General features: G+C 66.4%; 23 protein-coding genes, 1 tRNA gene and 1 pseudogene. 12 read left to right on the plus strand and 13 right to left on the minus strand.

Annotated elements, in window-relative coordinates:
• Positions 1-182: 182 nt before the first annotated feature.
• Positions 183-518: pseudogene (locus tag B1L07_11975) on the minus strand (hypothetical protein).
• Positions 519-1,011: 493 nt separating this feature from the next.
• Here B1L07_11975 and B1L07_11980 point away from each other — a divergent pair.
• Positions 1,012-1,368, plus strand: coding sequence for a hypothetical protein (locus B1L07_11980; protein AUZ55685.1), 357 nt, complete (start codon positions 1,012-1,014; stop codon positions 1,366-1,368).
• A gap of 707 nt (positions 1,369-2,075) precedes the next feature.
• On the opposite strand, the gene B1L07_11985 is transcribed toward B1L07_11980, so the two are convergent.
• Positions 2,076-4,277: a hypothetical protein gene (locus B1L07_11985; protein ID AUZ55686.1), complete on the minus strand. Its 2,202-nt coding sequence runs from the start codon at positions 4,275-4,277 to the stop codon at positions 2,076-2,078.
• Positions 4,278-4,587: 310 nt separating this feature from the next.
• Positions 4,588-6,318 (minus strand): type IV-A pilus assembly ATPase PilB, encoded by a 1,731-nt coding sequence (locus tag B1L07_11990; GenBank protein AUZ56576.1) that lies wholly within the window; start codon positions 6,316-6,318, stop codon positions 4,588-4,590.
• 135 nt (positions 6,319-6,453) lie between these two features.
• Here B1L07_11990 and B1L07_11995 point away from each other — a divergent pair, with 135 nt between their 5' ends.
• The 3 genes from B1L07_11995 to B1L07_12005 all read left to right on the plus strand — a co-directional run bounded on the left by B1L07_11995 (position 6,454) and on the right by B1L07_12005 (position 7,807).
• Positions 6,454-6,705, plus strand: coding sequence for a plasmid maintenance protein CcdB (locus tag B1L07_11995; protein ID AUZ55687.1), 252 nt, complete (start codon positions 6,454-6,456; stop codon positions 6,703-6,705).
• Positions 6,705-7,016, plus strand: a complete 312-nt coding sequence (locus B1L07_12000; protein AUZ55688.1) for a hypothetical protein — start codon at positions 6,705-6,707, stop codon at positions 7,014-7,016. Before B1L07_11995 ends, B1L07_12000 begins: the two co-directional genes overlap by 1 nt.
• Positions 7,017-7,225: 209 nt before the next feature.
• Positions 7,226-7,807, plus strand: coding sequence for a hypothetical protein (locus B1L07_12005; protein AUZ55689.1), 582 nt, complete (start codon positions 7,226-7,228; stop codon positions 7,805-7,807).
• A gap of 21 nt (positions 7,808-7,828) precedes the next feature.
• Here the strand turns inward: B1L07_12005 and B1L07_12010 are convergent, their stop codons facing one another.
• Positions 7,829-8,803 (minus strand): UDP-glucose 4-epimerase GalE, encoded by a 975-nt coding sequence (locus B1L07_12010; protein AUZ55690.1) that lies wholly within the window; start codon positions 8,801-8,803, stop codon positions 7,829-7,831.
• 138 nt (positions 8,804-8,941) lie between these two features.
• On the opposite strand from B1L07_12010, the gene B1L07_12015 reads away from it, so the two are divergent.
• The 4 genes from B1L07_12015 (at position 8,942) to B1L07_12030 (ending at position 12,495) form a co-directional block, all read left to right on the plus strand.
• Positions 8,942-9,799 carry a glycosyl transferase gene (locus B1L07_12015; GenBank protein AUZ55691.1) on the plus strand — a complete coding sequence of 286 codons (858 nt, stop codon included), beginning with the start codon at positions 8,942-8,944 and terminating at the stop codon, positions 9,797-9,799.
• Between the two features lie 71 nt (positions 9,800-9,870).
• Positions 9,871-10,488, plus strand: coding sequence for a hypothetical protein (locus B1L07_12020; protein ID AUZ55692.1), 618 nt, complete (start codon positions 9,871-9,873; stop codon positions 10,486-10,488).
• 115 nt (positions 10,489-10,603) lie between these two features.
• Entirely contained in the window at positions 10,604-11,317 is a 714-nt protein-coding gene (locus B1L07_12025; GenBank protein ID AUZ55693.1) for a hypothetical protein, read from the plus strand.
• Between the two features lie 95 nt (positions 11,318-11,412).
• A complete protein-coding gene (locus tag B1L07_12030) occupies positions 11,413-12,495 on the plus strand; it encodes a hypothetical protein (protein AUZ55694.1) in 1,083 nt (360 codons plus the stop codon).
• 60 nt (positions 12,496-12,555) lie between these two features.
• On the opposite strand, the gene B1L07_12035 is transcribed toward B1L07_12030, so the two are convergent.
• The 3 genes from B1L07_12035 to B1L07_12045 form a co-directional block, all read right to left on the minus strand.
• Positions 12,556-12,918, minus strand: coding sequence for a prepilin-type N-terminal cleavage/methylation domain-containing protein (locus B1L07_12035; GenBank protein AUZ56577.1), 363 nt, complete (start codon positions 12,916-12,918; stop codon positions 12,556-12,558).
• Between the two features lie 111 nt (positions 12,919-13,029).
• The gene (locus tag B1L07_12040; GenBank protein AUZ55695.1) at positions 13,030-14,703 is read right to left on the minus strand and encodes a hypothetical protein; all 1,674 of its coding nucleotides are present in this window, start codon (positions 14,701-14,703) and stop codon (positions 13,030-13,032) included.
• 231 nt (positions 14,704-14,934) lie between these two features.
• Complete coding sequence (locus B1L07_12045) at positions 14,935-15,288, minus strand: prepilin-type N-terminal cleavage/methylation domain-containing protein (protein AUZ55696.1); 354 nt, start codon at positions 15,286-15,288, stop codon at positions 14,935-14,937.
• A gap of 364 nt (positions 15,289-15,652) precedes the next feature.
• On the opposite strand from B1L07_12045, the gene B1L07_12050 reads away from it, so the two are divergent.
• The 3 genes from B1L07_12050 to B1L07_12060 are packed head-to-tail and all read left to right on the plus strand — an operon-like array spanning position 15,653 to position 18,453.
• Positions 15,653-16,912 carry a type II secretory pathway protein gene (locus B1L07_12050; protein AUZ55697.1) on the plus strand — a complete coding sequence of 420 codons (1,260 nt, stop codon included), beginning with the start codon at positions 15,653-15,655 and terminating at the stop codon, positions 16,910-16,912.
• Between the two features lie 7 nt (positions 16,913-16,919).
• The gene (locus tag B1L07_12055) at positions 16,920-17,783 is read left to right on the plus strand and encodes a prepilin peptidase (GenBank protein ID AUZ55698.1); all 864 of its coding nucleotides are present in this window, start codon (positions 16,920-16,922) and stop codon (positions 17,781-17,783) included.
• 46 nt (positions 17,784-17,829) lie between these two features.
• Positions 17,830-18,453, plus strand: a complete 624-nt coding sequence (locus tag B1L07_12060) for a dephospho-CoA kinase (GenBank protein ID AUZ55699.1) — start codon at positions 17,830-17,832, stop codon at positions 18,451-18,453.
• 30 nt (positions 18,454-18,483) lie between these two features.
• On the opposite strand, the gene B1L07_12065 is transcribed toward B1L07_12060, so the two are convergent.
• The 6 genes from B1L07_12065 to B1L07_12090 form a co-directional block, all read right to left on the minus strand.
• Positions 18,484-19,821, minus strand: a complete 1,338-nt coding sequence (locus B1L07_12065; GenBank protein ID AUZ55700.1) for a two-component sensor histidine kinase — start codon at positions 19,819-19,821, stop codon at positions 18,484-18,486.
• A complete protein-coding gene (locus B1L07_12070; protein AUZ55701.1) occupies positions 19,814-20,491 on the minus strand; it encodes a DNA-binding response regulator in 678 nt (225 codons plus the stop codon). The genes B1L07_12065 and B1L07_12070 overlap by 8 nt, the downstream gene beginning before the upstream one ends.
• 10 nt (positions 20,492-20,501) lie before the next feature.
• The gene (locus B1L07_12075; protein ID AUZ55702.1) at positions 20,502-20,969 is read right to left on the minus strand and encodes a hypothetical protein; all 468 of its coding nucleotides are present in this window, start codon (positions 20,967-20,969) and stop codon (positions 20,502-20,504) included.
• A gap of 233 nt (positions 20,970-21,202) precedes the next feature.
• Positions 21,203-22,078 (minus strand): ribosomal protein S6 modification protein, encoded by an 876-nt coding sequence (locus B1L07_12080; protein AUZ55703.1) that lies wholly within the window; start codon positions 22,076-22,078, stop codon positions 21,203-21,205.
• An 80-nt stretch (positions 22,079-22,158) separates the two neighbouring features.
• Positions 22,159-22,232 (minus strand) — tRNA-Gly (locus B1L07_12085).
• A gap of 130 nt (positions 22,233-22,362) precedes the next feature.
• Positions 22,363-24,204 (minus strand): autotransporter domain-containing esterase, encoded by a 1,842-nt coding sequence (locus B1L07_12090; GenBank protein AUZ55704.1) that lies wholly within the window; start codon positions 24,202-24,204, stop codon positions 22,363-22,365.
• A 137-nt stretch (positions 24,205-24,341) separates the two neighbouring features.
• On the opposite strand from B1L07_12090, the gene B1L07_12095 reads away from it, so the two are divergent.
• Complete coding sequence (locus tag B1L07_12095) at positions 24,342-24,542, plus strand: sulfur carrier protein ThiS (GenBank protein AUZ55705.1); 201 nt, start codon at positions 24,342-24,344, stop codon at positions 24,540-24,542.
• The last annotated feature ends 10 nt before the right edge of the window (positions 24,543-24,552 follow it).

Below are 24,552 nucleotides of genomic sequence, written 5' to 3' on the forward strand. Positions count from 1 at the left end.
CACTCCCCGCGCCCGCGAGGCGCCCTCCGCTCCTTCGCTGCGCCCGCGCGATCCTCGTGTTCGCCGGCGATCCCCGCGCGCACCGCGCGCAAGCGCACGCCGGGGCGACGGCTGGCAGGCCGGGCTTGCGCCGGTACGCCGCGTTTCCGGCTAGCGCGGCTCGCCCTGCGGGCGCTCGGGGCTTCGCGCGGGATGATCAGGGTGAAGCAGGTCCCCGCCGGCAGGCCGCCCGGATCGCCCGCGCGGTGGCTGCTGACCTCGATCCGCCCGCCCAGTACCTCGGTCACGATCTGGTGGACGATGTGCAGCCCCAGCCCGGTCCCGCCGCGGTTCCGCGCGGTGGTGAAGAACGGCTCGAAGATGCGCGACAGGTGCTCCGGCGCGATGCCGCGGCCATCATCGGCGATCTCGATCCGCACCAGCGCGTCCCCGTCGCGATGCGCGGACAGCCGGATGCGGCCCTGCCGTGCCTGCGGATACGCGTGCAGCAGCGCATTGTTGAGCAGGTTGGCGACCACCTGTTCCAGCGGCCCCGGGTAACTGTGCAGGGTGATGCCCGGCTCCAGGTCCAGCTCCAGCGCGATGCCCTCGTCGAGGCTGCCGCGGCGCAGCCGCGGGTCGGCATCCAGCAGGACCTCCGCCAGATCGAAATCACGCCGCTCCAGCGATGCGCGGTCCACCGCCACCTGCTTGAACCGCTGCACCAGCGCCGACGTGCGTCGCAGCTCGCCGTCGGCCAGGGTACAGGCCTCCGTGGCCTCGTCCAGGAAGCTCTCCAGCTCGGACCGGCGCAGACCCGCCATGACCTGCGCCTGCAGGCGGGCGATGCCGCCACGCAATGTGCCCAGTGCCAGCTGCGCACTGGCCAGCGGGGTGTTCATTTCGTGCGCGACGCCCGCCACCATCAGCCCCAGCGACGACAGGCGCTCGGCACGCGCCAGTTCCTGCTGCGCCGCCTGCAGGTGTTCGTTGGCCAGCTCCAGCGCGGCATTGCTGTCGCGCAGACGCTGCATGTACGCCAGTTCGCGCGCCATGCCGCGCGCCTGCGCCAGCAGCAGCCACAGCACCAGCACGCCGCCCAGCAGCGCCAGGCCGCCGAGCACGGCCTTCCAGCGCGCGGTCGGCGGGCGCGAGCGGTGCACCAGCAGGCGCAGCTGCCCCACCGTCGGGTCGGCGTGTGCGAGCAGGTCGCCCTCGGTACCGCGCCAGGCCGCCTGCAGGGTGGTGAAGCTCCAGTCGCGCCAGCTGCCGGCGGACCGTCGCTGCATGGCGGCCCACAACGCCGGATCGAATGTCGCCACGGTGTGCTCGGCGTGGCCCAGCTGCCACCCCCAGGCCTCGCCCGGGGTGGGGCCCAGCAGCCAATAGCCGTCGGGATGGACCAGATACAGGCTGAAACCCGACTGCGACGCACGGTCGCGCAGGCGCTTGAGCAGCACGTTGCCGTGCAGGTTCACCACGGCCACGCCGACGCTGCCATCGGCCATCAGGAACGGCGAGGAGGCGCGCAGGGTCGGCCGCAACGGCTGCTCGATGCGGCCGTTCTCGAAATTCAGGTCCAGCGGGGAAAGATGGATCTCGCCCGGCTGCAGCAGCAGCGCATTCTCGAAGAACGGCCGGCCGCGCTTGTCCTGCAGCGCGCCGCCCGGCACGCGCAGGATGCTGCCACCTTCCTGGTCCACGCGCAGGCGCTCCTGCCCGGTCGCGTCCATCCAGCGCACCTTGTGGTAATCGCGCCCGGCCATCAGGAAGCTGGTGTAGGTTTCCAGCAACTGCGCCTCCGACCCGGTTTCCAGCAGCCGCGGGGTCAGGAAGGCGATGAAGCGCGTGTCGTCGCGCAACCGGCCCAGCCGGCGCAGCATCGACTGCGCGGCGTTCTCCAGCGCATCCTGCGCGGCCTGGCGTTCGGGCAGGCGCACGGCCCGGTCCATTTCGTACCAGAGCATCGGCACCACGGTCAGCAGGCCCAGCAGCCAGGGGGCGGCGATCAGCGTCACCCGCCACGGATGCGCGCGCATCGCGACCCATGCTTCCTGCCAACGCAGCCGCGGCCACTGCCAGAGGCGGCGCATGGCTCAGCCCTGGCCGCGCAGGCGCGCGATGAAGTCCTCCACCGGTTCGGGATGCGCGAACAGGTAGCCTTGTGCGCAGGGGCACCCGTGACGGCGCAGCCATTCGACCTGGGCGGGGGTTTCCACGCCCTCGGCGACGATGTCCAGGCCCAGCCGGTGGCCCAGGGTGATGATCATGTCCGCCACGTTGGCGCCCTCGCCCTGCTCGCCCTGTTCGCCGACGCCGGCGGTGAACTGCCGGTCCAGCTTGAGCCGGGTGACCGGCAGCGAATGCACGTAGCGCAGCGACGAATAGCCGGTCCCGAAATCGTCCACCGCGATGCCGAAGCCGAGCCGGCGCAGGCGCGCCAGCAGCTCGCGACCATCCTGGTAATCGCTCATCACCGCGCCCTCGGTGATCTCGATCTCCATCCGCCGCGGCTCGATCCCGTGGCGCGCCACCATGGCGGCCAGTTCCTCGATGAACTCGCGACGGCCCAGCTGCAGCGGTGACACGTTGACCGACAGCGGGATGTCCGGGAAACCCGCCTGCTCCATCGCCCGCAGGGCCTCGCAGACCAGTTCGATCACGCGCCCGCCCAGCGGCACGATCAGGCCACTGGCCTCGGCTACCGGAATGAAGCTGGCCGGCGATTGCGGGCGTCCGTCCTCGGTCCAGCGGGCCAGCGCCTCGGCGCCGACGATGGCCCCGGTCTCGAGATCCACCTGTGCCTGCAGCGCGATGCCGACGCGGTCCTCGCGCAGCGCCCGGTAGAGCGCGCGCGACTCCATGAAGCGGCACAGGTTCTCCTGCTCGCTCTCGACCTGGTATTCGGCCACGCCGTGCCCGCCATTGGCACGGATCCGGGTGACCAGCAGCAGGCCGGCGGCCACCGCGCCGCCCGCGCCGCCGCGGTACTGGTCCAGATCCACCCGTGCCGCATCGACCCGCAGGAACGGCAGCTCACCGGTGTCCTCGCTCTGTTCCAGCGCATCGACGGGATCGGAGGCCAGGTGCGCGGACGGCCCCAGTACCGCGAAGGTGCCTTCGTGCAGCCGCGCGATGCTGCACGGCGGCGGATACATCTGTGCCAGGCGGTCGGCCATGCGCTGCAGCAGCAGGTCGCCCTGCTCCGGCCCCAGTGCCAGGCTGCCGTCGCTGTACTGCCCCAGGTCGACCACCAGCAGGCTCTGCCCACAGCGCCCGGGCTGCTCCAGCACCTGCCGCAGGTCACGGCGCAGGGCATTGCCGTTGGGGATGTCCAGCAGGCTGTCGCGATAGGCGACGCGCTCCAGACGCGCCGCCAGGTCGACATTGACCAGGCCGGCATTGGCATGGGTGACGAACACCTGCAGCAGTTCGTGCTCCTCGGCGTCGAGCGAACGCTCGGTCGCCAGGTAGATGGCCATCGGCGCCACCGTGCCGCCGCCATCCAGGAACAGCACCTGGCTGGACGGCATGCCGATGCTGCAGCGGCGGGTGAACGCGTCCAGCAGCAGGTCGCGGACCATGGGGTCGGCGATGTCCTGCACGCGGCACCCCTGCAGCGTCGCGAAGCCGCCATCGGCTGCGGTCACCATCGCCTCGGACACCGGCAGGTCGGCCGAACCGTCGTGCACGCACACCAGGCCATCGAGCGGCACTTCCAGCAATGCCGCCAGTTCGCACAGCAGCTGGCGCGAAAAATCGTCGGGGTCGCGCAGCCCGGCCAGGCGGCTGCCGGCCTGCACGATGTGCTTCAGGCCGCGCTTGGCCCGCGCCAGCGCGTGGATCTCGCTCCAGGTCCGCAGCGAGCCGGTGACGATGCCCTGCAGCCGCTCGCGGTACAGATCGGTCTTGAGCCAGTACTCGCTGATGTCCAGCTGCTGCAGGGTCTTGCGCAGCGGCGCCATGCCCGGCTGCCCAGTGATCAGCACGATGCGTACTTCGGAGTTGCCCAGCTGCTCGCGTACCGCGCGCACCAGCTGCAGGCCGGCGTCGTCGGTCTCCATCACCACGTCGAGCAGGATCGCGGAGATGCCCGGGTTGGCGGCCATCACGTCGCGCGCTTCGCTGGACGATGACGCCGTCAGCAGCCGCAGCGGGCTTTCGTTGAAACGGAAATCGGACAGCGCCATGCGCAGCGACTGCTGGAAACCGGGATCGTCATCGACGCTCAACACGGTGAAAGGAGGACTGTCCGGCGGCTGGCCACCATCGACCAGTTCCTGGCGGAACTCGAACATCCTGTCTTCGCCCGACCATGCGCTACCGCTCATGCCCCTTCCCCCAGACCTGGCTGCCCTGGACCGACACGTGCCGCGCCAGCGTAGCGCAATCATGGCCGGCGGTGGAACTGCCTTCGAGGGCCCCGGGAGGGCCGCCCCGGCGGGCTTCCGGGCACCCGTCACCGGGGTGGCCGGTGGCTGTCCCGGGACAGGCCGGCAGCAGCGGCCCGGGCTGCCCGGGCCAAGCCCGGGAACACCCCCCGACCGGCCGCCTGGCCTCGCAACTGGCGCCGGCTTCCGTGGACGGAAGGGGGGCGCCCGGGGCGGGTCAGTCCTTGGTGACGCGGTTGATCTCGGTCAGGCTGGTGATCCCCTGCGCGGCCTTGAGCAGGGCCGACTGGCGCAGGTCGTTGACCCCGATCTTCTGCGCGGCCTCGGCGATGTCCAGCGCGTTGCCGCCCTGCAGCACGATGGTGGCGATCTCGTCCGTCATCGGCATCACCTGGTAGATACCGGTACGGCCCTTGTAGCCCTCGGTGCACTCATCGCAGCCGACCGGCTCGTAGAGCTGGATGCCCTTGTCGATCTGCTCCTGGGTGAACCCCTCGGCCAGCAGCGCATTGTCCGGCAGGTGCGCCGGCTTCTTGCAGTTGGCGCACAGGCGCCGCGCCAGGCGCTGGGCGATGACCAGGGTGACCGAAGAGGTGATGTTGTACGGGGCGATGCCCATGTTCATCAGGCGCGCGATGGTCTGCGGCGCGTCGTTGGTATGCAGGGTGGACAGCACCATGTGGCCGGTCTGCGCCGCCTTGATGGCGATCTCCGCGGTCTCCAGGTCACGGATTTCGCCGACCATGATCACGTCCGGATCCTGGCGCAGGAACGAGCGCAGCGCCGCGGCGAAGGTCATGCCGCGCTTGTTGTTCTGCTGTACCTGGTTCACGCCCGGCAGGCGGATTTCAACCGGGTCCTCCGCGGTGGAGATGTTGCGGGTCTCGTCGTTGAGGATGCCCAGCGCGGTGTACAGCGACACCGTCTTGCCCGAACCGGTGGGGCCGGTCACCAGCACCATGCCGTACGGCTTGTGGATGGCGTCCAGGAACAGCTTCTGCTGCACCGGTTCGTAACCCAGTTTGTCGATGCCCAGCTTGGCCGCGCTGCCGTCGAGGATACGCAGCACGATCTTCTCGCCGAACAGCGTCGGCAGCGTGCTCACGCGGAAGTCGATCTGCTTGGTCTTGGACAGGTTGAGCTTGATGCGGCCGTCCTGCGGCACCCGCTTCTCGGCGATGTCCAGCTGCGACATCACCTTCAGGCGCGCGGCAATGCGCTCGCGCAGCTTCACCGGCGCCCGGGCCACGGTCTTGAGCAGGCCGTCGATGCGGAACCGCACCCGGTAGTCGTCTTCGTACGGCTCGAAGTGGATGTCCGAGGCGCCACGGCGGATCGCGTCCACCAGCACCTTGTTGACGAACTTGACCACCGGGGTGTCGTCGCCCTTGGCGTCGATGCCGGTATCGCCACCGCCCCCCATGTCCTCGTCGCCGGCGGCGACGTCCAGGTCGCCCATGCCCTCTTCGTCGTCGCCCAGCCCGCCGGTCAGGCTTTCGTTGCTCGCCACCCACAGGTCGAGCGTGCGCCGGATCTGGTCCTCGTCGACCAGGATCGGTTCGACCACCAGGTTGGTATGGAACTTGATCTCGTCCAGCGACTGGGTCGGGTTGCTGGTGCCGATGAACAGCTTGCCGCCACGCCTGAACAGCGGCAGCACGTTGTGCTTGCGCAGCAGCTCCTCGCTGACCAGCTTCATCGCATTGTGGTTGGCGTCGAACACCGAGGCATCCAGCAGCGGCATGCCGAACTCGACCGCATTGGCCGCGGCCAGCTGCGCGGCGTTGACCAGCTTCTTCTCGGCCAGCCACTGCGCCAGCGGCACCTTGGCCGCCGCCGCCTGCGCCATCGCGTTGCGCGCCGCGGTCTCGTCCAGTGCACCGTCCTGCACCAGGCGGCGGGCGATCCCGGTGATGCCCACGAGATTGGCGGCGACGGCTGTATTCATGGTGTTCCCCGGCATGGACGACAGTTGGGCGATTGTACGGGGGGAAGCGGGATGGCGGACGTCTTGGAAAAGGCGCGATGCGTTGCGCACAACGGCAATGCGCATATAATGCGCATGAAGCCGGAGAAAATTCCAATGCTTACGTTCTACGACACCACTGCCCCCAAACGCCCGGTCAATCTGTCCCTCAATCAGGATCTGGTCGCCCAGGCGCGTAACCTGACCACGAACCTGTCCGCCGAGGTGGAAGCCATGCTGGCAAGCTTTGTCGAACAAAAGACCCTTGAATTGCGCAACGACCGCGAGCGCCTGAAGAAATCGACGGATGTCTGGAACGACTTCAACAACCGCCACGGCTCCATCGCCGACGAGTTCTCCACGCTCTGATGGCCCAGTACGACGTCTTCGAGAATCCAGGCAGGAACCCGGCGATTCCCTACGTGGTGGATGTGCAATCGCCCTCCTTGGGCGGATATCACCGAAGGATGGTGGTTCCGCTGGTACTGCGTACAGCGCTCCCGGACATCCACCACGCCACCTTGAACCCGATCTTCGTGATCGAGCACAAGCAATGCGTATTGCACCCACTTGAGATGGTGTCGGTGCCGGCCAGCAAACTGGGCAAACCCGTGCACTCGTTGTCGGCTCACGCCAACACCCTGATCGACGCGATCGATATGCTGATCTCCCAGGCATAGAGCAGGAAAGCCGCAACACCGGGCGTCATCCAGCACGTCCGTCCAGAACCCCCGCCATTGGACATGGCGCCTTCTCCCTGCCCCCATTCTTCCATGACCCGCTGGAAAGCCGCCGCCGTGCATGCCCTGGCCAGCCTGGTGCTGGTCGCCGCGATCGCCGCCATCATCGTGCCGCTATGGCACCCCTGGGGGCTGTACCGCATCTCGGGGTGCTGCCGCTGCTGGGGTTGCTGTTGCTTGCGCAGATGGTCGCCGGGCCGTTGCTGACCCTGGTCGCATTCAAGCCCGGCAAGGAAAGCCTGCGCCTGGATCTGGCCATCATCGGCCTGCTGCAGCTGGCGTTCCTGCTCTTCGGGCTGCACATGCTGTGGCAGACCCGGCCGGCATTCGTGGTCGCCAGCGACATGCGCCTGGCCGTGGTCCTGGCCAACGAGGTGGAGGCATCCGGCCTGGCCCGGGCCAGCGATCCCCGCTGGTCGCGGCTGGCATGGGGCACGCCACGGCTGGTGGGCCTGCGGCCGGGAACGTCACGCAGCAGCCACGACTCCGCGCTCGCCGCCTTCCTCGATACCGGGAGGGAACGGGAGCGGAAGCCGGCGTGGTACGTGCCCTACGCCGACATCGTACCGCGGCTGGCCTTCAACGCCACGCCCAGCACCGCCGACGGCCAGCCCGCTGCCAACCCGGCAGACACCCCGTTCCGCAGCCTGCCGATCGTGGCCCGGCACGGTGCCGGCCGCGTGGTGCTCGACGCCGGCAGCCTGCAGCCGGTGCGGGTGGTCACCTATTGACCAACGCGCCGCAACGCCAGCTCACCAGGGCTGCGTGCGATGCCAGCGCCAGGCACTGTCGATGATGGCCTCCAGGTCGGTCCAGGCCGGCGACCAGCCCAGTTCCGCCTGCGCCCGCCGGCTTGAAGCGACCAGCACCGCCGGATCGCCGGCACGGCGCGGCGCCATCTCCCAGGGCACGACGCAACCGGTGACCGCCGACGCCGCGGCGATGACCTCGCGCACGGAAAAGCCGCGCCCGTTGCCGAGGTTGAACGCATGCGCGCCCGGATGGGCATCCAGGTAATCCAGCGCCAGCAGGTGCGCCTGCGCCAGATCCTCGACATGCACGTAATCACGGATGCAGGTGCCATCGGGCGTGGGATAGTCGCCGCCGAATATCTTCAGCGCCGGCCCGCTCCCGAGCACCGACCGCAGCACGTTGGGAATCAGGTGGGTCTCGCAGGCGTGCGACTCGCCGATGCACGCATCGGCCGCCGCGCCGGCCGCATTGAAGTAGCGCAATGCCACCGAATCCAGCCCGTAGGCCGTCGCCGCGTCGGCCAGGATGCGTTCGACCATCAGCTTGCTGGCGCCGTACGGGTTGATCGGCCGGGCGGGATGGTCCTCGTCGACCATGCCGGCAACCGGGTGACCGAACACCGACGCGCTCGAGGAGAACACCAGCCGCCGCACCCCGTGCCGGCGCATCGTCTCAAGCAGGTTGAGGGTGCCGACCACGTTGCTGGCGTAATAGTCATAGGGCCGGACCATCGACTCGGCGACCAGCGAGCGCGCGCAGAAGTGGAACACGGCGTCGAACCGCTGCCCGGCGAATGCGGCCTCCAGCGACGGCGGGTGCAGCACGTCGGCCTGGATCAACCGCCCCCATTGCACCGCCTGCGCGTGCCCGGTGGACAGGTCGTCCAGCACCACCACCTCGTGGCCATGCGCCGCCAGCAGCCGCGCCATGTGGCTGCCGATATAGCCGGCGCCGCCGCAGACAAGAGCTTTCAACGGGCACCCCGGTGGATGGCAACGGCAAGGGCATAATTCTATGCCGATGGCCCCAGCACAAGGAATGAGAACCCGCTCCATCCCAGGGCGGCAGGTTCCCGCTACCATGTCCGCCGGGGAGAACGACGGGTACAGAACGTGCAGCGATTGAGCATCATATTGCCGGCGAAGAACGAGGCCGAGGGGCTGCAGCGCACCCTGCCGGCACTGCGCCAGGCCTGGCCGCTGGCGGAGATCATCGTGGTCGACGATGGCTCCACCGACGCCACCGCCACCATTGCGGCCGGCCACGGCGCCCGGGTGGTCAGCCACCCCTACTCCATGGGCAATGGCGCGGCGATCAAGCGCGGCGCACGCACCGCCAGTGGCGAGATCCTGGTGTTCATGGATGCCGACGGCCAGCACAGCGCCGAGCACATCGGCGCCCTGCTGGCCAAGCTGGACGAGGGCTACGACATGGTGGTCGGGGCTCGCGACCGCAGCGGCCAGGCCAACCTGCACCGCGGCCTGGCCAACGGCTTCTACAATCGCCTCGCCAGCCACATGACCGGCCATCGCATCGACGATCTCACCTCCGGCTTCCGGGCCGTGAGGGCCGAGCGCTTCCGCGAATTCCTGCACCTGTTGCCCAATGGCTTCAGCTACCCCACCACCAGCACCATGGCGTTTTTCCGCAGCGCCTACCCGGTGGCCTACGTGCCGATTCCGGTCGCACGGCGCGTGGGCACCAGCAGCCATATCCGCCCGATCAAGGACGGCATCCGCTTCCTGCTGATCATCTTCAAGATCGCCACGCTGTACTCGCCACTGAAGCTGTTCGCGCCAATCGCCGCGTGCTTTTTCCTCACCGGGCTCGGGTATTACGGCTATACCTTCGCCACGATGCACCGGCTGACCAACATGAGCACGCTGCTGTTCAGCGCGGCGGTCATCATCTTCCTGATCGGGCTGATCTCCGAGCAGATCACCAACCTTACCTATCGGCGTGACGACTGATCATGTCCGTACTATCGGTCGCAACTTTGCGCGAGCGCATGCAGGGCTACTCGGGAGGACGCCCAGACGTAATGAGGCTCGTTACCGGCTCCCCAACACGGATACTGGACGTTGGCTGCGGCGCTGGATTACTGGGGAGGCAACTCCGCGACAGCTTCCCCCATTGCGATGCCTTGGGAATCGAACCCGACCCGGATCGGGCATCGTTGGCACGCACCTACTTCCCGCGGGTCATCCAGGGATCTGTGGATGACCCCCAGACCTTGGAAACGCTTGCAAGCGAACCCCCCTTTGATCTCATCATCTGCGCAGATGTCCTTGAGCATTTGGTCGATCCTGCAAGTACGTTGAAGAAACTTGCGAGGATGCTGGCAAGGAATGGGCAACTCATAACCAGCCTGCCCAACGTACGCCATCTTTCGACATTGGTGGACCTGTACTTCTTCGGATACTGGCCGCAACGTGATCGCGGTATTCATGACCGGACCCACCTGCACTTCTACGCCCGCCCCAACATAATCGAACTCGGACGCTCCGCGGGCCTGCACATGCGCCAGGAGCGGCGCAATCTACGCCTTTTCGAGGCGCACCCATGGTCCATGGTGCCCGCAAAAGCACTTGATTTCTGGCCTTTCCGCGGGCTTTTCACCTTCCAGTATCTCCACCGTTGGCACAGGACGGATGACTGATTTGCGACCGAGATCATGGGCGAGACTCTTGCTTGGTTATGGCCTCGCCATAGCCACGCTAGCCTTCACCGCGCGGAGCTTGAACAGCGGACTATCGCAAGTGAATGCGGCACCCATGGCCTTGGAACCTGTGGCACTGATTGCCTGTGCCCTGCTGATGGCGTGCCACACCCTGCTCAATCGGGAAGGCTTTGTTGCACTATGCGAAGCGTTGGACAGCGGTTTGCCACCAGCCACCATACGGCGCATCTGGGGGCGTAGCCTGTTGGCCAAGTACGTACCTGGGGGCATCTGGCAGCTCGTCGGCCGCGGGTTGCAGATGCGCCAGCTCGGCAGTCTGCACAACAGTGCCGTCTACAGTGGAATACTGGAGCAGGCTCTATCCATGCTCTTGTGCCTGACCATCGCCGTCAGCGCGCACTTGTTGTTGTCCCGTTATCACGCACTGGGAATAGCGACCATTCTCCTGCCCTTCCTCACCGTCTGGCTTGTTGCTCGCCTGACAGCGTGGGTGAAGCAACCCGCGGCCCTACAACGTGCGGCGATCCTCTACGCCGCCGCGATGCCCTTTTACTTGGCCGCGTACGCATGCGTTGTCTGGCAGTTTCCACTACTGGAGCTGTGCGCCTATCTGTTCACCGGCACTGTCGCGGGCATGCTCGCATTCCTTGTGCCAGGCGGGCTCGGCGTACGGGAATCCGTGATTTCCCTGCTGGCCGCGAACACGCATATATCGCTGCTGACGGCAATGATGGTGGTTCGCTTGATCACGATCGGCATTGAAGTGCTGATCACCGTGGCCGGACTTGCCGCGCGGCGTAAACCATGACGTTCTCGTCACGCTCGAGCAGAAGCTCCATCATGTGGGTTGCAGGCGTTGCGCTTAACGGCCCTGGATATCCCAATGCACGTGCAACCATCCGTATGCTCGAATCGCACCTTGGTGTCCAGGTCGAGGAAATCGCGTATTGGTTGCGGCCGGACTTCCATCTCTGGAAATTGGCGCGCGGCACGCATGTGCAGAAGGTTGCGGGGCTGGCAAGAATTACTTGGAGCACAGCCTCATCACTCTGCCGGCTGCTCTTGCAGCACAGAGCGGGCGACTGGGTCTATGTTCCCTATCCCAGCGCTTTTCTGCTGTGGCTGCTTTCCTGGCTGCCACGCCGCTGGCGACCGCGATGCGTCTGCGATGCGTACATCACCCTCTGGGACTCGCTCTTCCAGGACAGAGGCATGGGCGTGGCCGGCGGACGGCTCTCACGCTTGCTGCTCCGCGCCGAGATTCGCGCACTAGGGGCGGCGACCCACGTCATCGTCGACACGCAGGCCAATGCGCAGCACATTCACAGGCTGTTCGGCGTTCCGCTCGAACGTATCCACGCCTTCCCGCTGGCACTGGACACGGCGCTGCTGCCAGCCGGTGACGGTGCGCGCGGAACGGGCAACAATACCCACGTGGTCTTCATCGGCACGTTCGTGCCCCTCCAGGGCACCACGGTCATCGCACAAGCCATCGACAAGCTGCGCAGGCAGGACTCCCTTGAATTCACCCTGATCGGCGATGGACAGCAGGCCGACGAAGCGTCCCGCTGGTTGCAGGACAACCCGGCTGTGACATGGCTGCGAGGATGGCAGCCCCCCGGCATAATCGCCACGCACCTGGCACGCGCGGATATATGTCTCGGCGTCTTCGGTGGCGACGGCAAGGCCGCGCGCGTATTGCCGTTCAAACTTTACATGGCACTGGCCGCGGGCAAGGCGATCATTACCCAGCGCGCCTACAGCACCCCCGACGGGTGTCCGCCGATCCCGGCCATCACCTGCGACGCGACGCCGGAGGCGCTGGCCGAAGCGATCACCCGGCTTGCACAGGATCCGGAGAAGCGCGCCCAGTTGGCACGCCAGTCGCACGACTACTTCGAGCGCTATCTGTCAGCCACCGCATTGGCGGCATGCTGGGAACGGCTGCTTGCCGGAGGCGGCAAACGGCAGCCCAGCGGGGGATGACACTCCGCAACCCAGTACCCCCGCTGGCCCGCGCTCAGGCAATGGCACGGCGCCAACGCGTCACGGCTTGAGCGCACACTGCCCGCTGCCCGTATTGCACTCGGTGTCGACCTTCACGGCGCTGTTGCCCTTGGCACGCGCCCTGAACGTCACCGAGCGCGGCGTGGCGAAATCGCCCACCCCAAGCCCCAGGCTGGTGTCCGCGCCACACGCCTTGGGCACGAAGGCCACAGGCAACGTGTAATCGGCCAGCTCCACCACGGCTGTGGTCATGTAAGCCTTTGCCTCGGCAAGGCAAGCAGTGTTCGCAGACTTCTGTGTGTAGTTGCGATACTGCGGAAGAGCAATGGCGGCAAGAATCGCGATGATCGCGACCACGATCATCAGCTCGATCAGGGTGAAACCGCGCTGTGGATTGTTCATGCATCCGTCTCTCTCGTATGTCCCCTGCATGGGATGCGCATACAACATCCCGCCCATCCGAAAATGAAGCAAATTCCGTACCAACATGGCCGGAGCCACGTACCGGCCGGATCACTCTTTCTGCCCTCGAACGCGGACCAACTGCTCGACCCATTCCTTCCGGCCAGCCTGCTCAAGCTGGGCGAGCATCAGGTCGATACGCGGATCGTCCGGCTCGGATTCCTCCACGGCAAGCCGCAGATAGTGCAATGCATGCTCGGGCCGCGCGCTCTTGCTGTAGATGTAGCCCCCCATGCGCAGGTAGGCCTCGGACGGGAATATGGCATGTTCGGTGATAAGGTCGAACGTCTGGATGACACCGTCTTCATCAAGAGGGATGCCACGATCCAGGTTGTCCAGCGTTATAAGGGCAATTCCCTGATTGCTTGAATATGCCGCCCCTTTGCGCAGCGCCTCCAGGAAGCGCGCCCAGTCGGCAGGCACAACGGTTCCCTCCAGGGTCTTGAAGATCACCACATTCGAGAGCAGCTGCGCCGACCCGGTCCGGTCGCCCCCCCGCTCACAGACCTGGATTGCTTCCCGCATCCCCGCTGCATGTTGCTTGCCGCCGGTGCGCTCCAAATAGGCCGCACACAGCGCGAGCCAGGCGCGGGCGGAGTCCGGGCTGATCGCCACACTGGTACGTGCGAACCGCATGGGCTCACCCCAGGAATGAGCCCGCGTCAACGTCGCCGCCGCCTCAAGCGTGAGAAGCAGACCCAGCATGAAGGCGATGATCATTGGGCGGACCGCCCAACGCTGGCATGCGATGACGAAAAGCCCACCGACAGCGAGCACCACGCCGATCAGCGGGAAATGATTGCGGTGCTCGAACGCCAGTTCCACATTGATGACATTGCTCGTCAGGAAATGGCCGGCAAAGAACAACAACACGCCCAGGGAGAACACCGGGGCGCGGGTGCGCCAGCGCCATGCCCACGCCAACAGGGCCAGCAACAGGAGCCAGGCCGGCAATGTGGTGGCGGGTTGCAGCCAGCCGCGCGAAACGACCAGGTCGTCGTAGTAGAAGGGAAGCAGCTGCGGCAAGGGCAATACGATCTGGCACAGATACATCACCAGCACCCGGCCTTGGGTGAGCAGGCGTTCGCTGCTGCTGAAATCGCGGCCCGGGTAGGCATCCCAGTGCCAATAATGTGGAACGATGACCAGCAGGTAGGCCACCAACCCCACCACTGCAAAGCCGGCATAGCCGACGCGCAACACCTTTGCGGTCACGGGCGATGCCGCCCGCATGCGCAGCACCGTCAACTCCAATGCCAACGTGTAGACGGGCAACAGTACGGCATCCTCCTTGCTGGCAAAGGCAAGAACACCGAAGAACAGCGCCATCAGACCGAAGTGGCGACTGCGCTCCCCTTGGATCTGTGCCTGGCGCATGGCCAGATAGGCCCACAGCGCGGCGAGCACGAACAAGGTGCACAGGGTTTGCATCCGCTGTACCACATACAGCACGGAGGACACCTGCAGGGGATGGATGGCCCACACGGTGGCCATGATCAGGGCCCCAGCCAGTGCACGACGGGCGGGCCACTGCGCCAGCGTCAACAGCCGCCGCAGGAATACCGCCAGCACCACCGTCGTCAGGGCATGGATGAACAGGTTGGTGGATTTGAAGACCTGGGGATCAGGCCCGCCGCGCCAGAGATCCAGCGCCAGGCTCAGCATCGACAGCGCCCGCGAATGCCCGGCGTTGTAGCTGTACGCCGCGTACAGCACATCCTCCACCCCCCTCCCGTGAAGCGCAGGTTTGCATTGCGTACGATGTTGGGCAGGTCGTCGAAGATGAAACCACCGCCCAGACCGGGCAGCAGCACGCCACAAGCGAGTATCGCCGGCAGAAGCGAAAGAACAACGAAGCGACGGGTGATGGGCAGCATGCAGTTCCAGTGATTCAATATCTGAACAAACGAAAAGCGCCTTTCGGCGCTTTTCGAATTCAAGCAAAACCAGTATTGCTTACTGGTAGTCGCAGGAACCGCTACCGGCATTGCACTCCACGTCCTTCTTCAGGGTCGCGTTGCCCTTGGTCTGGCTGGTAAAGGTAATGCTGCTGCCACCATTGTAATCGGCATCGGTCGGCACAGTACCGCCAGCACATGCCTTGGCGTTAAAAGCCGGGGCAGCCGAACTGTTGGCCAGGTTGGCCACAGCGGTGCCCATGTAAGCCTTCGCTTCCGCCAGGCAGGCGCCGTTGGCAGACTTCTGGGTGTAGTTGCGGTACTGCGGCAGCGCGATGGCGGCCAGAATGGCGATGATCGCGACCACGATCATCAGTTCGATCAGGGTGAAGCCCTGCTGCATCTTCTTCATCTGTACATCCCCTAGAGGTTTGGATTGTGAGCACCGGAAGGGCCGTCGCCCCCGTAAGGGTCGAAAAGCAGGTTGCGTGCCAATGGCCTGCCACATGCCATGTCCCCGGTACGCATGATGGCAGCATCCATGAAGAAGGAAAGCCCCGGATGATGATTCTGCGATCCAGACAACAGGGTGACGCGCCGCGTCACATCTCGACACTTCATCACCAATCCGCCAGCTCCTTGTTGCTTCGCCCACAAGTATCGCCGGAGCGTGACGGCGGCCACGCTTGCCGACGGGCGAGATGCCACGCCCACGCAGACCCGCTACCATGCAGGAATTGTCCGGCCCGGGGAGTGGCCGGACGGGGAGAAGAACGATGTCCGTGACCCGTAGCGCAGTGAACAAGCCGCCGGTGGAACGCAACACCAGCCAGATGCAGCCGTTTGTCTGGGAGGGGACCGACAAGCGCGGCGCCAAAATGAAGGGCGAACAGGATGCCCGCAATGCCAACATGCTCCGCGCCGAGCTGCGCAAGCAGGGCATCACCCCGACCGTGGTCAAACCCAAGCCCAAGCCCCTGTTCGGCGCATCCGGCAAAGCGATCAAACCCAAGGACATCGCCTTCTTCAGTCGCCAGATGGCGACGATGATGAAGTCCGGCGTGCCCATCGTGACCGCCCTGGACATCATTGGCAGCGGCCACAAGAACCCGCGCATGGCCAAACTCGTGGGGCAGATCCGTGCCGACCTGGAAGGGGGCTCGTCGCTGTACGAGGCCATCAGCAAGCATCCCGTGCAGTTCGACGAGCTGTACCGCAACCTGGTGCGCGCCGGCGAGGGCGCAGGCGTCCTGGAAACCGTGCTGGAGACCATCGCCAACTACCAGGAGAACATCGAAACGCTGAAGGGCAAGATCAAGAAGGCCCTGTTCTACCCGGCCATGACCATTGCCGTAGCCCTGATCGTCAGCGCGGTCCTGCTGGTTTTTGTCGTGCCGCAGTTCGAACAGGTATTCAGCAGCTTCGGCGCCGACCTTCCTATTTTTACGCAGATGATCGTGGCAGCATCCCGCTTCATGGTCAGCTGGTGGTGGCTGATATTGCTCGTGACCGTGGGCGCCGTCGTGGGCTTCGTCTTCGCCCTCAAGCGCTCGCCCAGGATGCAGCACACCATGGACCGGCTGATCCTCAAGGTACCGGTGATCGGCCAGATCATGCACAACAGCGCCATTGCGCGATTCTCCCGCACGACCGGCGTGACCTTCCGGGCAGGCGTACCGCTGGTCGAGGCGCTGGGCATCGTCGCCGGCGCCACCGGTAACAAGGTCTATGAGGAAGCCGTCCTGCACATGCGCGACGATGTGGCGGTGGGCTACCCGGTGAACATGGCAATGAAGCAGGTCAATGTATTTCCGCACATGGTGATCCAGATGACCGCCATCGGCGAGGAAGCCGGCGCGCTGGATACCATGCTGTTCAAGGTCGCCGAGTACTTCGAGCAGGAAGTGAACAATGCCGTGGATGCCTTGAGCAGCCTGATCGAACCGATGATCATGGTGTTCATCGGCGTGATCGTCGGCGGCATGGTCATTGGCATGTACCTGCCGATCTTCAAGCTCGCTTCCGTCGTTGGATAATTGACCCATGGCATTTCTCGACCAGCATCCCGGCATCGGCTACCCGGCCGCTGCCGGACTGGGGTTGCTGATCGGCAGCTTCCTTAACGTGGTGATCCTGCGCCTGCCTAGGCGCATGGAGTGGCAGTGGAAGCGCGATGCGCGCGAGATCCTGGGCGAGCCGGACATCTACGAGCCGCCGCCGCCGGGCGTGGTGGTGGAGCCTTCGCATTGCCCGCACTGCAAGCACAAACTGAGCTGGTACGAGAACATCCCGCTGTTCAGCTGGCTGCTGCAGCGCGGGCGCTGCCGCCATTGCCAGGCGCCGATCTCCATCCAGTACCCGCTGGTGGAGTTGTTGACAGCGGTGCTGGTGCTGGCCAGCGTGTGGCAGTTCGGCTTCGGCTGGCAGGGTTTCGGCGCGATCGTCCTGACCTGTTTCCTGATCGCGTTGTCCGGCATCGATCTGCGCACCCAGCTGCTGCCCGACCAGTTGACCCTGCCGCTGATGTGGCTGGGCCTGATCGGCAGCATGGACAATCTGTACATGCCCACCAAACCGGCGTTGATCGGTGCCGCGGTTGGCTACCTGTCGCTGTGGACCGTGTGGTGGCTGTTCAAGCAGATCACCGGCAAGGAAGGCATGGGCCACGGCGATTTCAAGCTGCTGGCGGCACTAGGCGCATGGTGCGGATTGAAGGGCATCCTGCCGATCATCCTGCTGTCCTCGCTGGTGGGCGCCATCGTCGGCTCGATCTGGCTGTACGCGCGCGGGCGCGACCGTGCCACGCCCATTCCGTTCGGCCCCTACCTGGCCATCGCCGGCTGGCTGGTCTTCATGTGGGGCGATCCGATGATCGCCGCCTACCGGCAGTGGGCCGGCCTGGCGTGATCCGGGCCCGCGGTCCCGCCCACCCGCTGGGCACGGGCCACGGCCCATGAGCCGCTTCATCGTCGGGCTTACCGGCGGCATCGCCTCGGGCAAGAGCGAGGTCACCAAACGCTTCGAAGGACTCGGCATCGCGGTGGCCGACGCGGACATCGCCGCACGCGAAGTGGTGGCGCCGGGCAGCCCCGCCCTGGCACAGATCAGCCGCCGCTTCGGCAACGCGATGCTGCTGGCCGACGGCACCCTCGACCGGGCGCGACTGCGCGAGCATGTGTTCGGCAACGACGCCGAACGCCGGGCACTGGAAGCCATCACCCACCCGGCCATCCGCGCCCGCGTGCGAGAAATCTGCGAGGCCGCCGACAGCCCCTATGCCATCGCCGCGGTGCCGCTGTTGGCTGAAGCCGGCGGTCGCGCAGCCTATCCCTGGCTGGACCGTATCGTGGTGGTCGACGCCGCCGAGCCGGTGCGCCACGCCCGCCTGCTCCAACGCGACAGCATCGATGCCGCTCTGGCGACACGCATGATCCAGGCACAGGCCAGCCGCGCGCAGCGGCTGGCGCTGGCCGACGACGTGATCGTCAATGACGGGCACCCGGAGCACCTGCAGCCGCAGGTGGAAGCACTGGATCGCCTGTACCGGGGCCTGGCTGCCGGCAATACGCCGCCCTGACGCGTCCAGCGCCCACCGCCACCGCGGCGGTCAGCCCGCCGGGGCGAAAATCAGCCGGCCGACCACACCGCGCTCGGCGCCCGGCCGGATGCTGACCTGCCAGCCGTACAGCGCACACAGCCGGCTGACGATGGACAGGCCGATGCCGCCGCCCTGCGAATGGCCGGCGTGGGTACCGCGGTAGCCACGCTGGAACAGGCTCGCGGCATCCTTTTCGCTCAACCCGGGGCCGGTGTCGATCACTTCGACCGCGTCATCCAGCACCCGGACCCGGACCTGGCCTTGCTGGGTGTACTTCACCGCGTTGCCGATCAGGTTGCCCAGCGCCACCGACAGCGCCGCCTCCGGCGCGTCGATGACCAGGTCACGGCCGCCCTCCAGCACCAGCTCCAGCGGCTTGCCACCGAGCTGCGCACGGTGCGCATCGAGCAGCTGCTCGGCGACCTTGGCGACGTTGCTGCTGCCCTGCCCGCGCTCGTTGCGCGATAGCAGCAGCAGCGAGCCGATCAGATCGCTGCACTGTTGCTCGGCACGCTGGATGCGCTGCAGGCGCTGCAGCACCTTCTCGTCCAGGCCCGGGCGCGCGAGCAGCAGCTCGGTCGCGCCACGGATCACCGCCAGTGGCGTGCGCAGTTCGTGGCTCACGTCCGCATTGAACTCACGGTCGCGCTGCACCACTTCGGTCAGGCGCGCGGAATAGTCGTCCAGCGCCACGGCCAGCTGCCCCACCTCATCGTCGGGGAACCGCGGTGCAAGGGGTTCGGGATGAGTGCTGCCGCCACGGTAGGCCTGCAGGCGGGCGGCGAGATCCGACACCGGGCGCATCACCCGCGAAGCAGACCACCACCCGAGCACCCAGGACAGCAGGCTGAACACCAGCACGGACAGGATCAGCGCGCGCTTCAACTGCTGTTCGCCGCGCATCGACTGGCTCATGTCGTAGGCGACGAAAAACCAGGCATCGTCCGTCTTGCGCACACCGACCTTGTAGGAAAACGCCTTGCCGTCGGCATCCTGGCCACTGAAATTATGGATGCCGTCCTGCAGGTGCTCCCATTCGGGATAATCGCGACGCAACCCTTCCAGTTTGTCGGGGCGATAGAGGAACGCGCGCATCTGCTGCACCGGCGCCACCACTTCGCGGCCACCGCTCTGGATGTAGCTCTGCCAGGAGGCATCCAGATTTCGGTTCATCACATCTTCGACCAACTGGTTTTCCACGCGCATGCGCGCCCAGTTGGTAGCGAACGCGAACAGCGCCGTCAGGCAGAAGCCCAGCAGCACGAACGAAACGATGATGCGGCTGCGCAGGCGGCGGCGATAGCGCCCCTGCCTGTGGACGACCGCCGACGATGCGGCTTCAGGCATCGGGTGCGGCGATCCGGTATCCGATGCCATGGCGGGTCTGGATCATGGGTGCGTTGAACGGCTTGTCCACCACCGCACGCAGGCCATGGATATGTACACGCAACGAATCCGAGTCGGGCAGCTCCTCGCCCCATACCCGGGTTTCCAGTTCCTGCCGGGTAACCACCGCCGGCGAGGCTTCCATCAATGCCTGCAGGATCTTGAGCGCGGTCGGGTTGAGCTGCAGCAGCTTGCCCTGGCGGCGCACTTCCAGCGTGTCCAGGTTGTACTCCAGGTCGCCGGTTTCCAGCACCCGGGTGTGCCCACCCTTGCCGCGGCGCGATAGCGCGTTGAGCCGCACCTCGACTTCCTGCAGCGCGAACGGTTTGATCAGGTAGTCGTCGGCGCCGGAGTCGAACCCGGCCAGCTTGTTGTCCAGCGAATCGCGCGCGGTGAGCATCAGCACCGGGGTCTGCTTGCGCGCGTCGTTGCGCAGCTTGCGGCAGACCTCGATGCCGTCCATGCCCGGCAGGTTCAGGTCGAGCACGATCGCATCGAAATCGTGCACGACTGCCAGGTGCAGGCCGGTGACGCCGTCGGCCGCGAAATCCACCGTATGCCCGCGGTCCTCGAGGTAGTCCCCGAGGTTGGCCGCGATGTCGCTGTTGTCTTCGATTACGAGAATGCGCACGTGTAGAACCTTAGTTTGTATTGGGCTTGGAATAATTACGCTGATTTTCCTTCAGGAAATCGGTCGACTGCTCGCGGATCCTGCGCCTCTCGGCCACTGTCAGGCATTGTGACACGGTGCGGTGTGAACCCACCGCCATCTCGCGCTTGCACACGACGCGACTGTCGGCACGTGCTTTGGTCAGCACAGTGTTGACCAGCTCCTGGTCGTTGAACAGCTGGACCTTGTCCGCTTCCTCGAGCTTGGTGGTGTCTGGCTCGGCGCCAATAAGCGCCTCCATGCGCTGCAGAGCGTCCGCAACGCTCTGCCGGTCCGCGCTTGAGATCTCGGAATACGTTTCCCCGTACAGGTCCTTGCGGATCTGCTGCGCCTGCGCCGAGAACGGCATTGCGACATTGAGTGCATCACCCGACTTGGAGTCGTTGGCGAAGGCCATCAACGGCCAAGCCAGACAAAGAAGTACGTACTTGAGCTTCATACCTTTCCTTTGGCATCTGCTATGGGTTGCGCGGCCCATCACATTCGCATCGACGAGCACGCGCCGCAAGCACATCTTCGGGAAGGATAAAACAAGGCCCCGGCGAGCACCGCCAGGGCCTGAAGATTCCCGATCACCGGACCCGCTGAGGAGGGCTGGTCACAGTGGGGCCAGCGTAGGGCCGGGGGAATTAAAGACCCGTTAAAACGGTGCAAGCAATTCGGAATCCGGGCTCAGCGCCTGAGGTTGACCACGTAGTCGATCATCCGCCCGGCGAGATCGCCGCCGGAAACGCTCTCGATGCCCTCCAGCCCGGGCGTGGAATTGACTTCGAGCACCAGCGGCCCGCGCCGGGAGCGGATCATGTCCACCCCGGCGATACCCAGCCCCAGGGCCTTGGCCGAGCGCACCGCCACCTGCTGCTCGGCCCGGCTGCAGACCGCCGGGCCGGCGCTGCCGCCGGCATGCAGGTTGGAACGGAAGTCGCCGTCCTGGGCCTGCCGGCGCATGGTCGCGACCACCTGGTCGCCCACCACCAGGCAACGCAGGTCCGCGCCCTGGGCCTCGGCAATGAACTCCTGCACCAGGAAATTGGCATACAGGCCGCGCAACGCCTCGACCGTGCCCTTGGACGCACTGAGCTTCTCGGTGAGGATCACCCCGCGCCCCTGGGTGCCCTCGCTGAGCTTCACCACGTGCGGCGGCGGCCCCAGCATGGACAGCAGGTCATGGGTGTCGTCCGGGTTGTCGCCGAACACCGTCACCGGCATGTCGATGCCCTTGGCGGCCAGCAGCTGGTGCGCACGCAACTTGTCGCGCGCGCGCAGGATCGCGTCGGAGGGGTTGGGCGTGCGCGTGCCCATCATCTCGAACTGGCGCAGCACCGCGGTGCCGTAGCGGGTGATGGAGGCACCGATGCGCGGGATCACCGCGTCGAAGCCGGACAGCGGCCGGCCCTTGTAGTGCATGCTGAAATCACCCGCGTTGATGCGCATGTAGCAGCGCAGCGGGTCGAGGATGCGCACGGTGTGGCCACGCGCGCGCGCGGCCTCGACCAGGCGCCGGGTCGAGTAGAGCTTGCTGTTGCGGGAGAGGATGGCGAGCTTCATCGCGGAGCCTGGAAGTCAGGCCGGGCACATCACGCCCTGCCCAGGGCTGGCGCCTCGGTGCCTGCGCGGCACCTGGAAGATGGAGCGGGTGAAGGGAATCGAACCCTCGTCGTAAGCTTGGGAAGCTTCTGCTCTACCATTGAGCTACACCCGCGCGGCGATGCGCAGTCTATGTGGAGCGGGGCCTGCCGCGCAATGCCAACGTGCAACGCGTTACCTCGACGGGAGCCCCGGGCAGGGACGGCGCCGCGACACGGCACCGTCCACAGCCGTCCACGTCCGGCTCAGAACCCGCCGCTGAACGTGGCGAACAGGGTGGCGTCGCGCGCCGACTTCTGCGCGGTGGTGGCGCTCAGGCCGATGTTGCTCTGCAGCCCCCACAGGCTCATCCGCGCACCCAGCACGGCGGTGGCGTAGTTGCGGTCGAACTGCAACCCGGGAACCCTGTAGGCGCCGACGTCGGCCATGGTCTGCAGCCAGGCGCTGGCCTGCTTGCCGCCGTCCTCGAACTCGTGGTCGTAGGTGACCTGCACGTAGGGACGGACGCTGCCACCGTCGAAGCGCGCCTGCCAGCCGATGCGGCCAACGGTGGAGTCCACGTCCTGGTTGCCGTAGCCCAGCGCGGTGGCGCCGGGATTGCTCTCCAGGTACCCGTCCAGCTTGACCTTCTGCCACACCACGCCCGCCACCGGACCGTGGCGGAAGCCGCCCTGCTGGCCGAACTCGTAGCCGGCGTTGAGCGCGGCGGTCAGGTTGCTGCCATCGGGCGATCCCCTGTGCTCGCGGGTGGCCGGGCCGAGCTGCACCTTGCGGGTAACGTCGTAACCCAGCCAGCTGTAGCTGGCCTGCCCGTTGACCCAGGCGCGCTCGCCATACCAGCCGGCAAATACGCCCAGGGTGGTGTCGGACTGGGTGAAATCGCCCATGCGGTTGCCGAAGTCCGCGTCCATCCGGCCGTACCCGGCGAACCCGCCGAACACCTTGCCATCACGCGCCCAGTCGACGCCGAACAGGCCGGCCGGCGCCATGCCGTCGTACAGCCGGCCATGGTCGTAGCGCTGCATGTCGCCGCGCACGTTGCCCCACCAGCTCATGCCGTCGGCCGGACGGCCCGCCAGGTGACCGCCGACCTGGTCGGCACGGGCACGGCCGGTGGTCTGCGCCGAGTGCGTCAGCACCTGCTGCAGGCGCGGCGCCTCGAGCACCGAAATCGAGTACTGTCCGAGGATCTTGTGGGCGGCGGTGGTCGGATGCACGCCATCGGCGAACACGTAGGTGTCGGCGGCATTCGGGCTGACATAGTTCAGCGGCGTGCAGGTCAGCGACTGCGCGGTGATCTGCGGCTGGCACGCGGTGCCGGACACGTTGCTGAAGCCGTAGGCGCCGGGGTTGGCGACGATTTCCTGGAGGATGCTGAAGGTGTCGACCGGGATCACCTGCAGGCCGGCCTGCTTGAGCCCGCCGAACAGCGCATCGTTGTACGCCTTGGCCAGCGCGGTGCCCTGCGCCATGGCCACCGGGCCGCCGGCGCGCGAGGACGGGGTCAGGCCGATGTCGGGCAGGTTCGGCACCATCACGTACTGGGCGCCGGCCGCCTTGAGCGTGGCGACCATGCCCACCTGGCTGGCGACCGCCGCGCCGATGGTGGCCTGCGCCGGTGCGCCGCCGGCCACCGCGAACAGGTCGTTGGCGCCGCCCCACACGGTGTACAGGGCATTGGCATCGGCCTTGCCGCCGTTGGCCGCCAGGTAATGGTTGAGCTGGGTCTTGAGCGACGGTGTCGGCGGCAGCAGCGGGCTCAGCGGATTGGGCACATCCACGCCCACGCGGGCGCCGCCGGCGGCGTAGTTGTCGCCCACCTGGCCATTGCCGTTGGGCAGGGCATTGGTGCCGTAGTACCGGGCCAGGTAGTCGGACCAGACCCAGCCGGGGTTGGTGGTGAAGCGGCCCGCCACCGAGGCGCTGGGATTGGCCTGCACCAGGATGGGACGGAAGTAGCCGGTGTCGGTCAGGCTGTCGCCGAAGAACACGGTCCTGGAAAACGGCGACTGCGCCATGGCCGGGACGGCGGCGGCGGCCAGCGCCAGGGCGAGCGCGGAGCGGAGTGGACGGGAAACGACACGCATGGGGAGACTCCTGACGGACGAGGAAGGCGACAGCGTACGCCGCCGCATGGAAGTAGTTTTTCACCGCCCCACGGCCGGCTCACGCTGCACTGCCGCATGGGCTGGGATTTTCCGGCCCTGCTGGCCAGAATGACGGCATGGACATCCAGCTCAATGGCGAAACCCGCCCCTTTCCCTCGCCCCTCACCCTGGCCGCGCTGCTGGCCGCCGAAGGCCTGGCCGAGCGCCGCGTGGCGGTGGAGGTCAACGGCGAAATCGTTCCCCGCGGGCGGCACGGCCAGTGGCAACTGCACGCCGGCGACGTGGTGGAGATCGTGCACGCGCTGGGCGGCGGGTGATCTGCCGCCG

It is taken from the genome of Stenotrophomonas acidaminiphila, from assembly GCA_002951995.1.
In the GTDB taxonomy this organism is placed as follows: Bacteria; Pseudomonadota; Gammaproteobacteria; order Xanthomonadales; family Xanthomonadaceae; genus Stenotrophomonas; species Stenotrophomonas acidaminiphila_A.

Coding starts and splice junctions, on each gene's coding strand:
- B1L07_11990 (AUZ56576.1), bottom strand. CDS start 6,318: ATGAATACAGCCGTCGCCGCCAATCTCGTGGGCATCACCGGGATCGCC.
- B1L07_11985 (AUZ55686.1), bottom strand. CDS start 4,277: ATGTTCGAGTTCCGCCAGGAACTGGTCGATGGTGGCCAGCCGCCGGAC.
- B1L07_12095 (AUZ55705.1), top strand. CDS start 24,342: ATGGACATCCAGCTCAATGGCGAAACCCGCCCCTTTCCCTCGCCCCTC.
- B1L07_12030 (AUZ55694.1), top strand. CDS start 11,413: ATGCTCGAATCGCACCTTGGTGTCCAGGTCGAGGAAATCGCGTATTGG.
- B1L07_12025 (AUZ55693.1), top strand. CDS start 10,604: ATGGCCTTGGAACCTGTGGCACTGATTGCCTGTGCCCTGCTGATGGCG.
- B1L07_12050 (AUZ55697.1), top strand. CDS start 15,653: ATGTCCGTGACCCGTAGCGCAGTGAACAAGCCGCCGGTGGAACGCAAC.
- B1L07_12020 (AUZ55692.1), top strand. CDS start 9,871: ATGAGGCTCGTTACCGGCTCCCCAACACGGATACTGGACGTTGGCTGC.
- B1L07_12090 (AUZ55704.1), bottom strand. CDS start 24,204: ATGCGTGTCGTTTCCCGTCCACTCCGCTCCGCGCTCGCCCTGGCGCTG.
- B1L07_12060 (AUZ55699.1), top strand. CDS start 17,830: ATGAGCCGCTTCATCGTCGGGCTTACCGGCGGCATCGCCTCGGGCAAG.
- B1L07_12000 (AUZ55688.1), top strand. CDS start 6,705: ATGGCCCAGTACGACGTCTTCGAGAATCCAGGCAGGAACCCGGCGATT.
- B1L07_12035 (AUZ56577.1), bottom strand. CDS start 12,918: ATGAACAATCCACAGCGCGGTTTCACCCTGATCGAGCTGATGATCGTG.
- B1L07_12065 (AUZ55700.1), bottom strand. CDS start 19,821: ATGCCTGAAGCCGCATCGTCGGCGGTCGTCCACAGGCAGGGGCGCTAT.
- B1L07_12080 (AUZ55703.1), bottom strand. CDS start 22,078: ATGAAGCTCGCCATCCTCTCCCGCAACAGCAAGCTCTACTCGACCCGG.
- B1L07_12075 (AUZ55702.1), bottom strand. CDS start 20,969: ATGAAGCTCAAGTACGTACTTCTTTGTCTGGCTTGGCCGTTGATGGCC.
- B1L07_12045 (AUZ55696.1), bottom strand. CDS start 15,288: ATGAAGAAGATGCAGCAGGGCTTCACCCTGATCGAACTGATGATCGTG.
- B1L07_12055 (AUZ55698.1), top strand. CDS start 16,920: ATGGCATTTCTCGACCAGCATCCCGGCATCGGCTACCCGGCCGCTGCC.
- B1L07_11980 (AUZ55685.1), top strand. CDS start 1,012: ATGTACGCCAGTTCGCGCGCCATGCCGCGCGCCTGCGCCAGCAGCAGC.
- B1L07_11995 (AUZ55687.1), top strand. CDS start 6,454: ATGCTTACGTTCTACGACACCACTGCCCCCAAACGCCCGGTCAATCTG.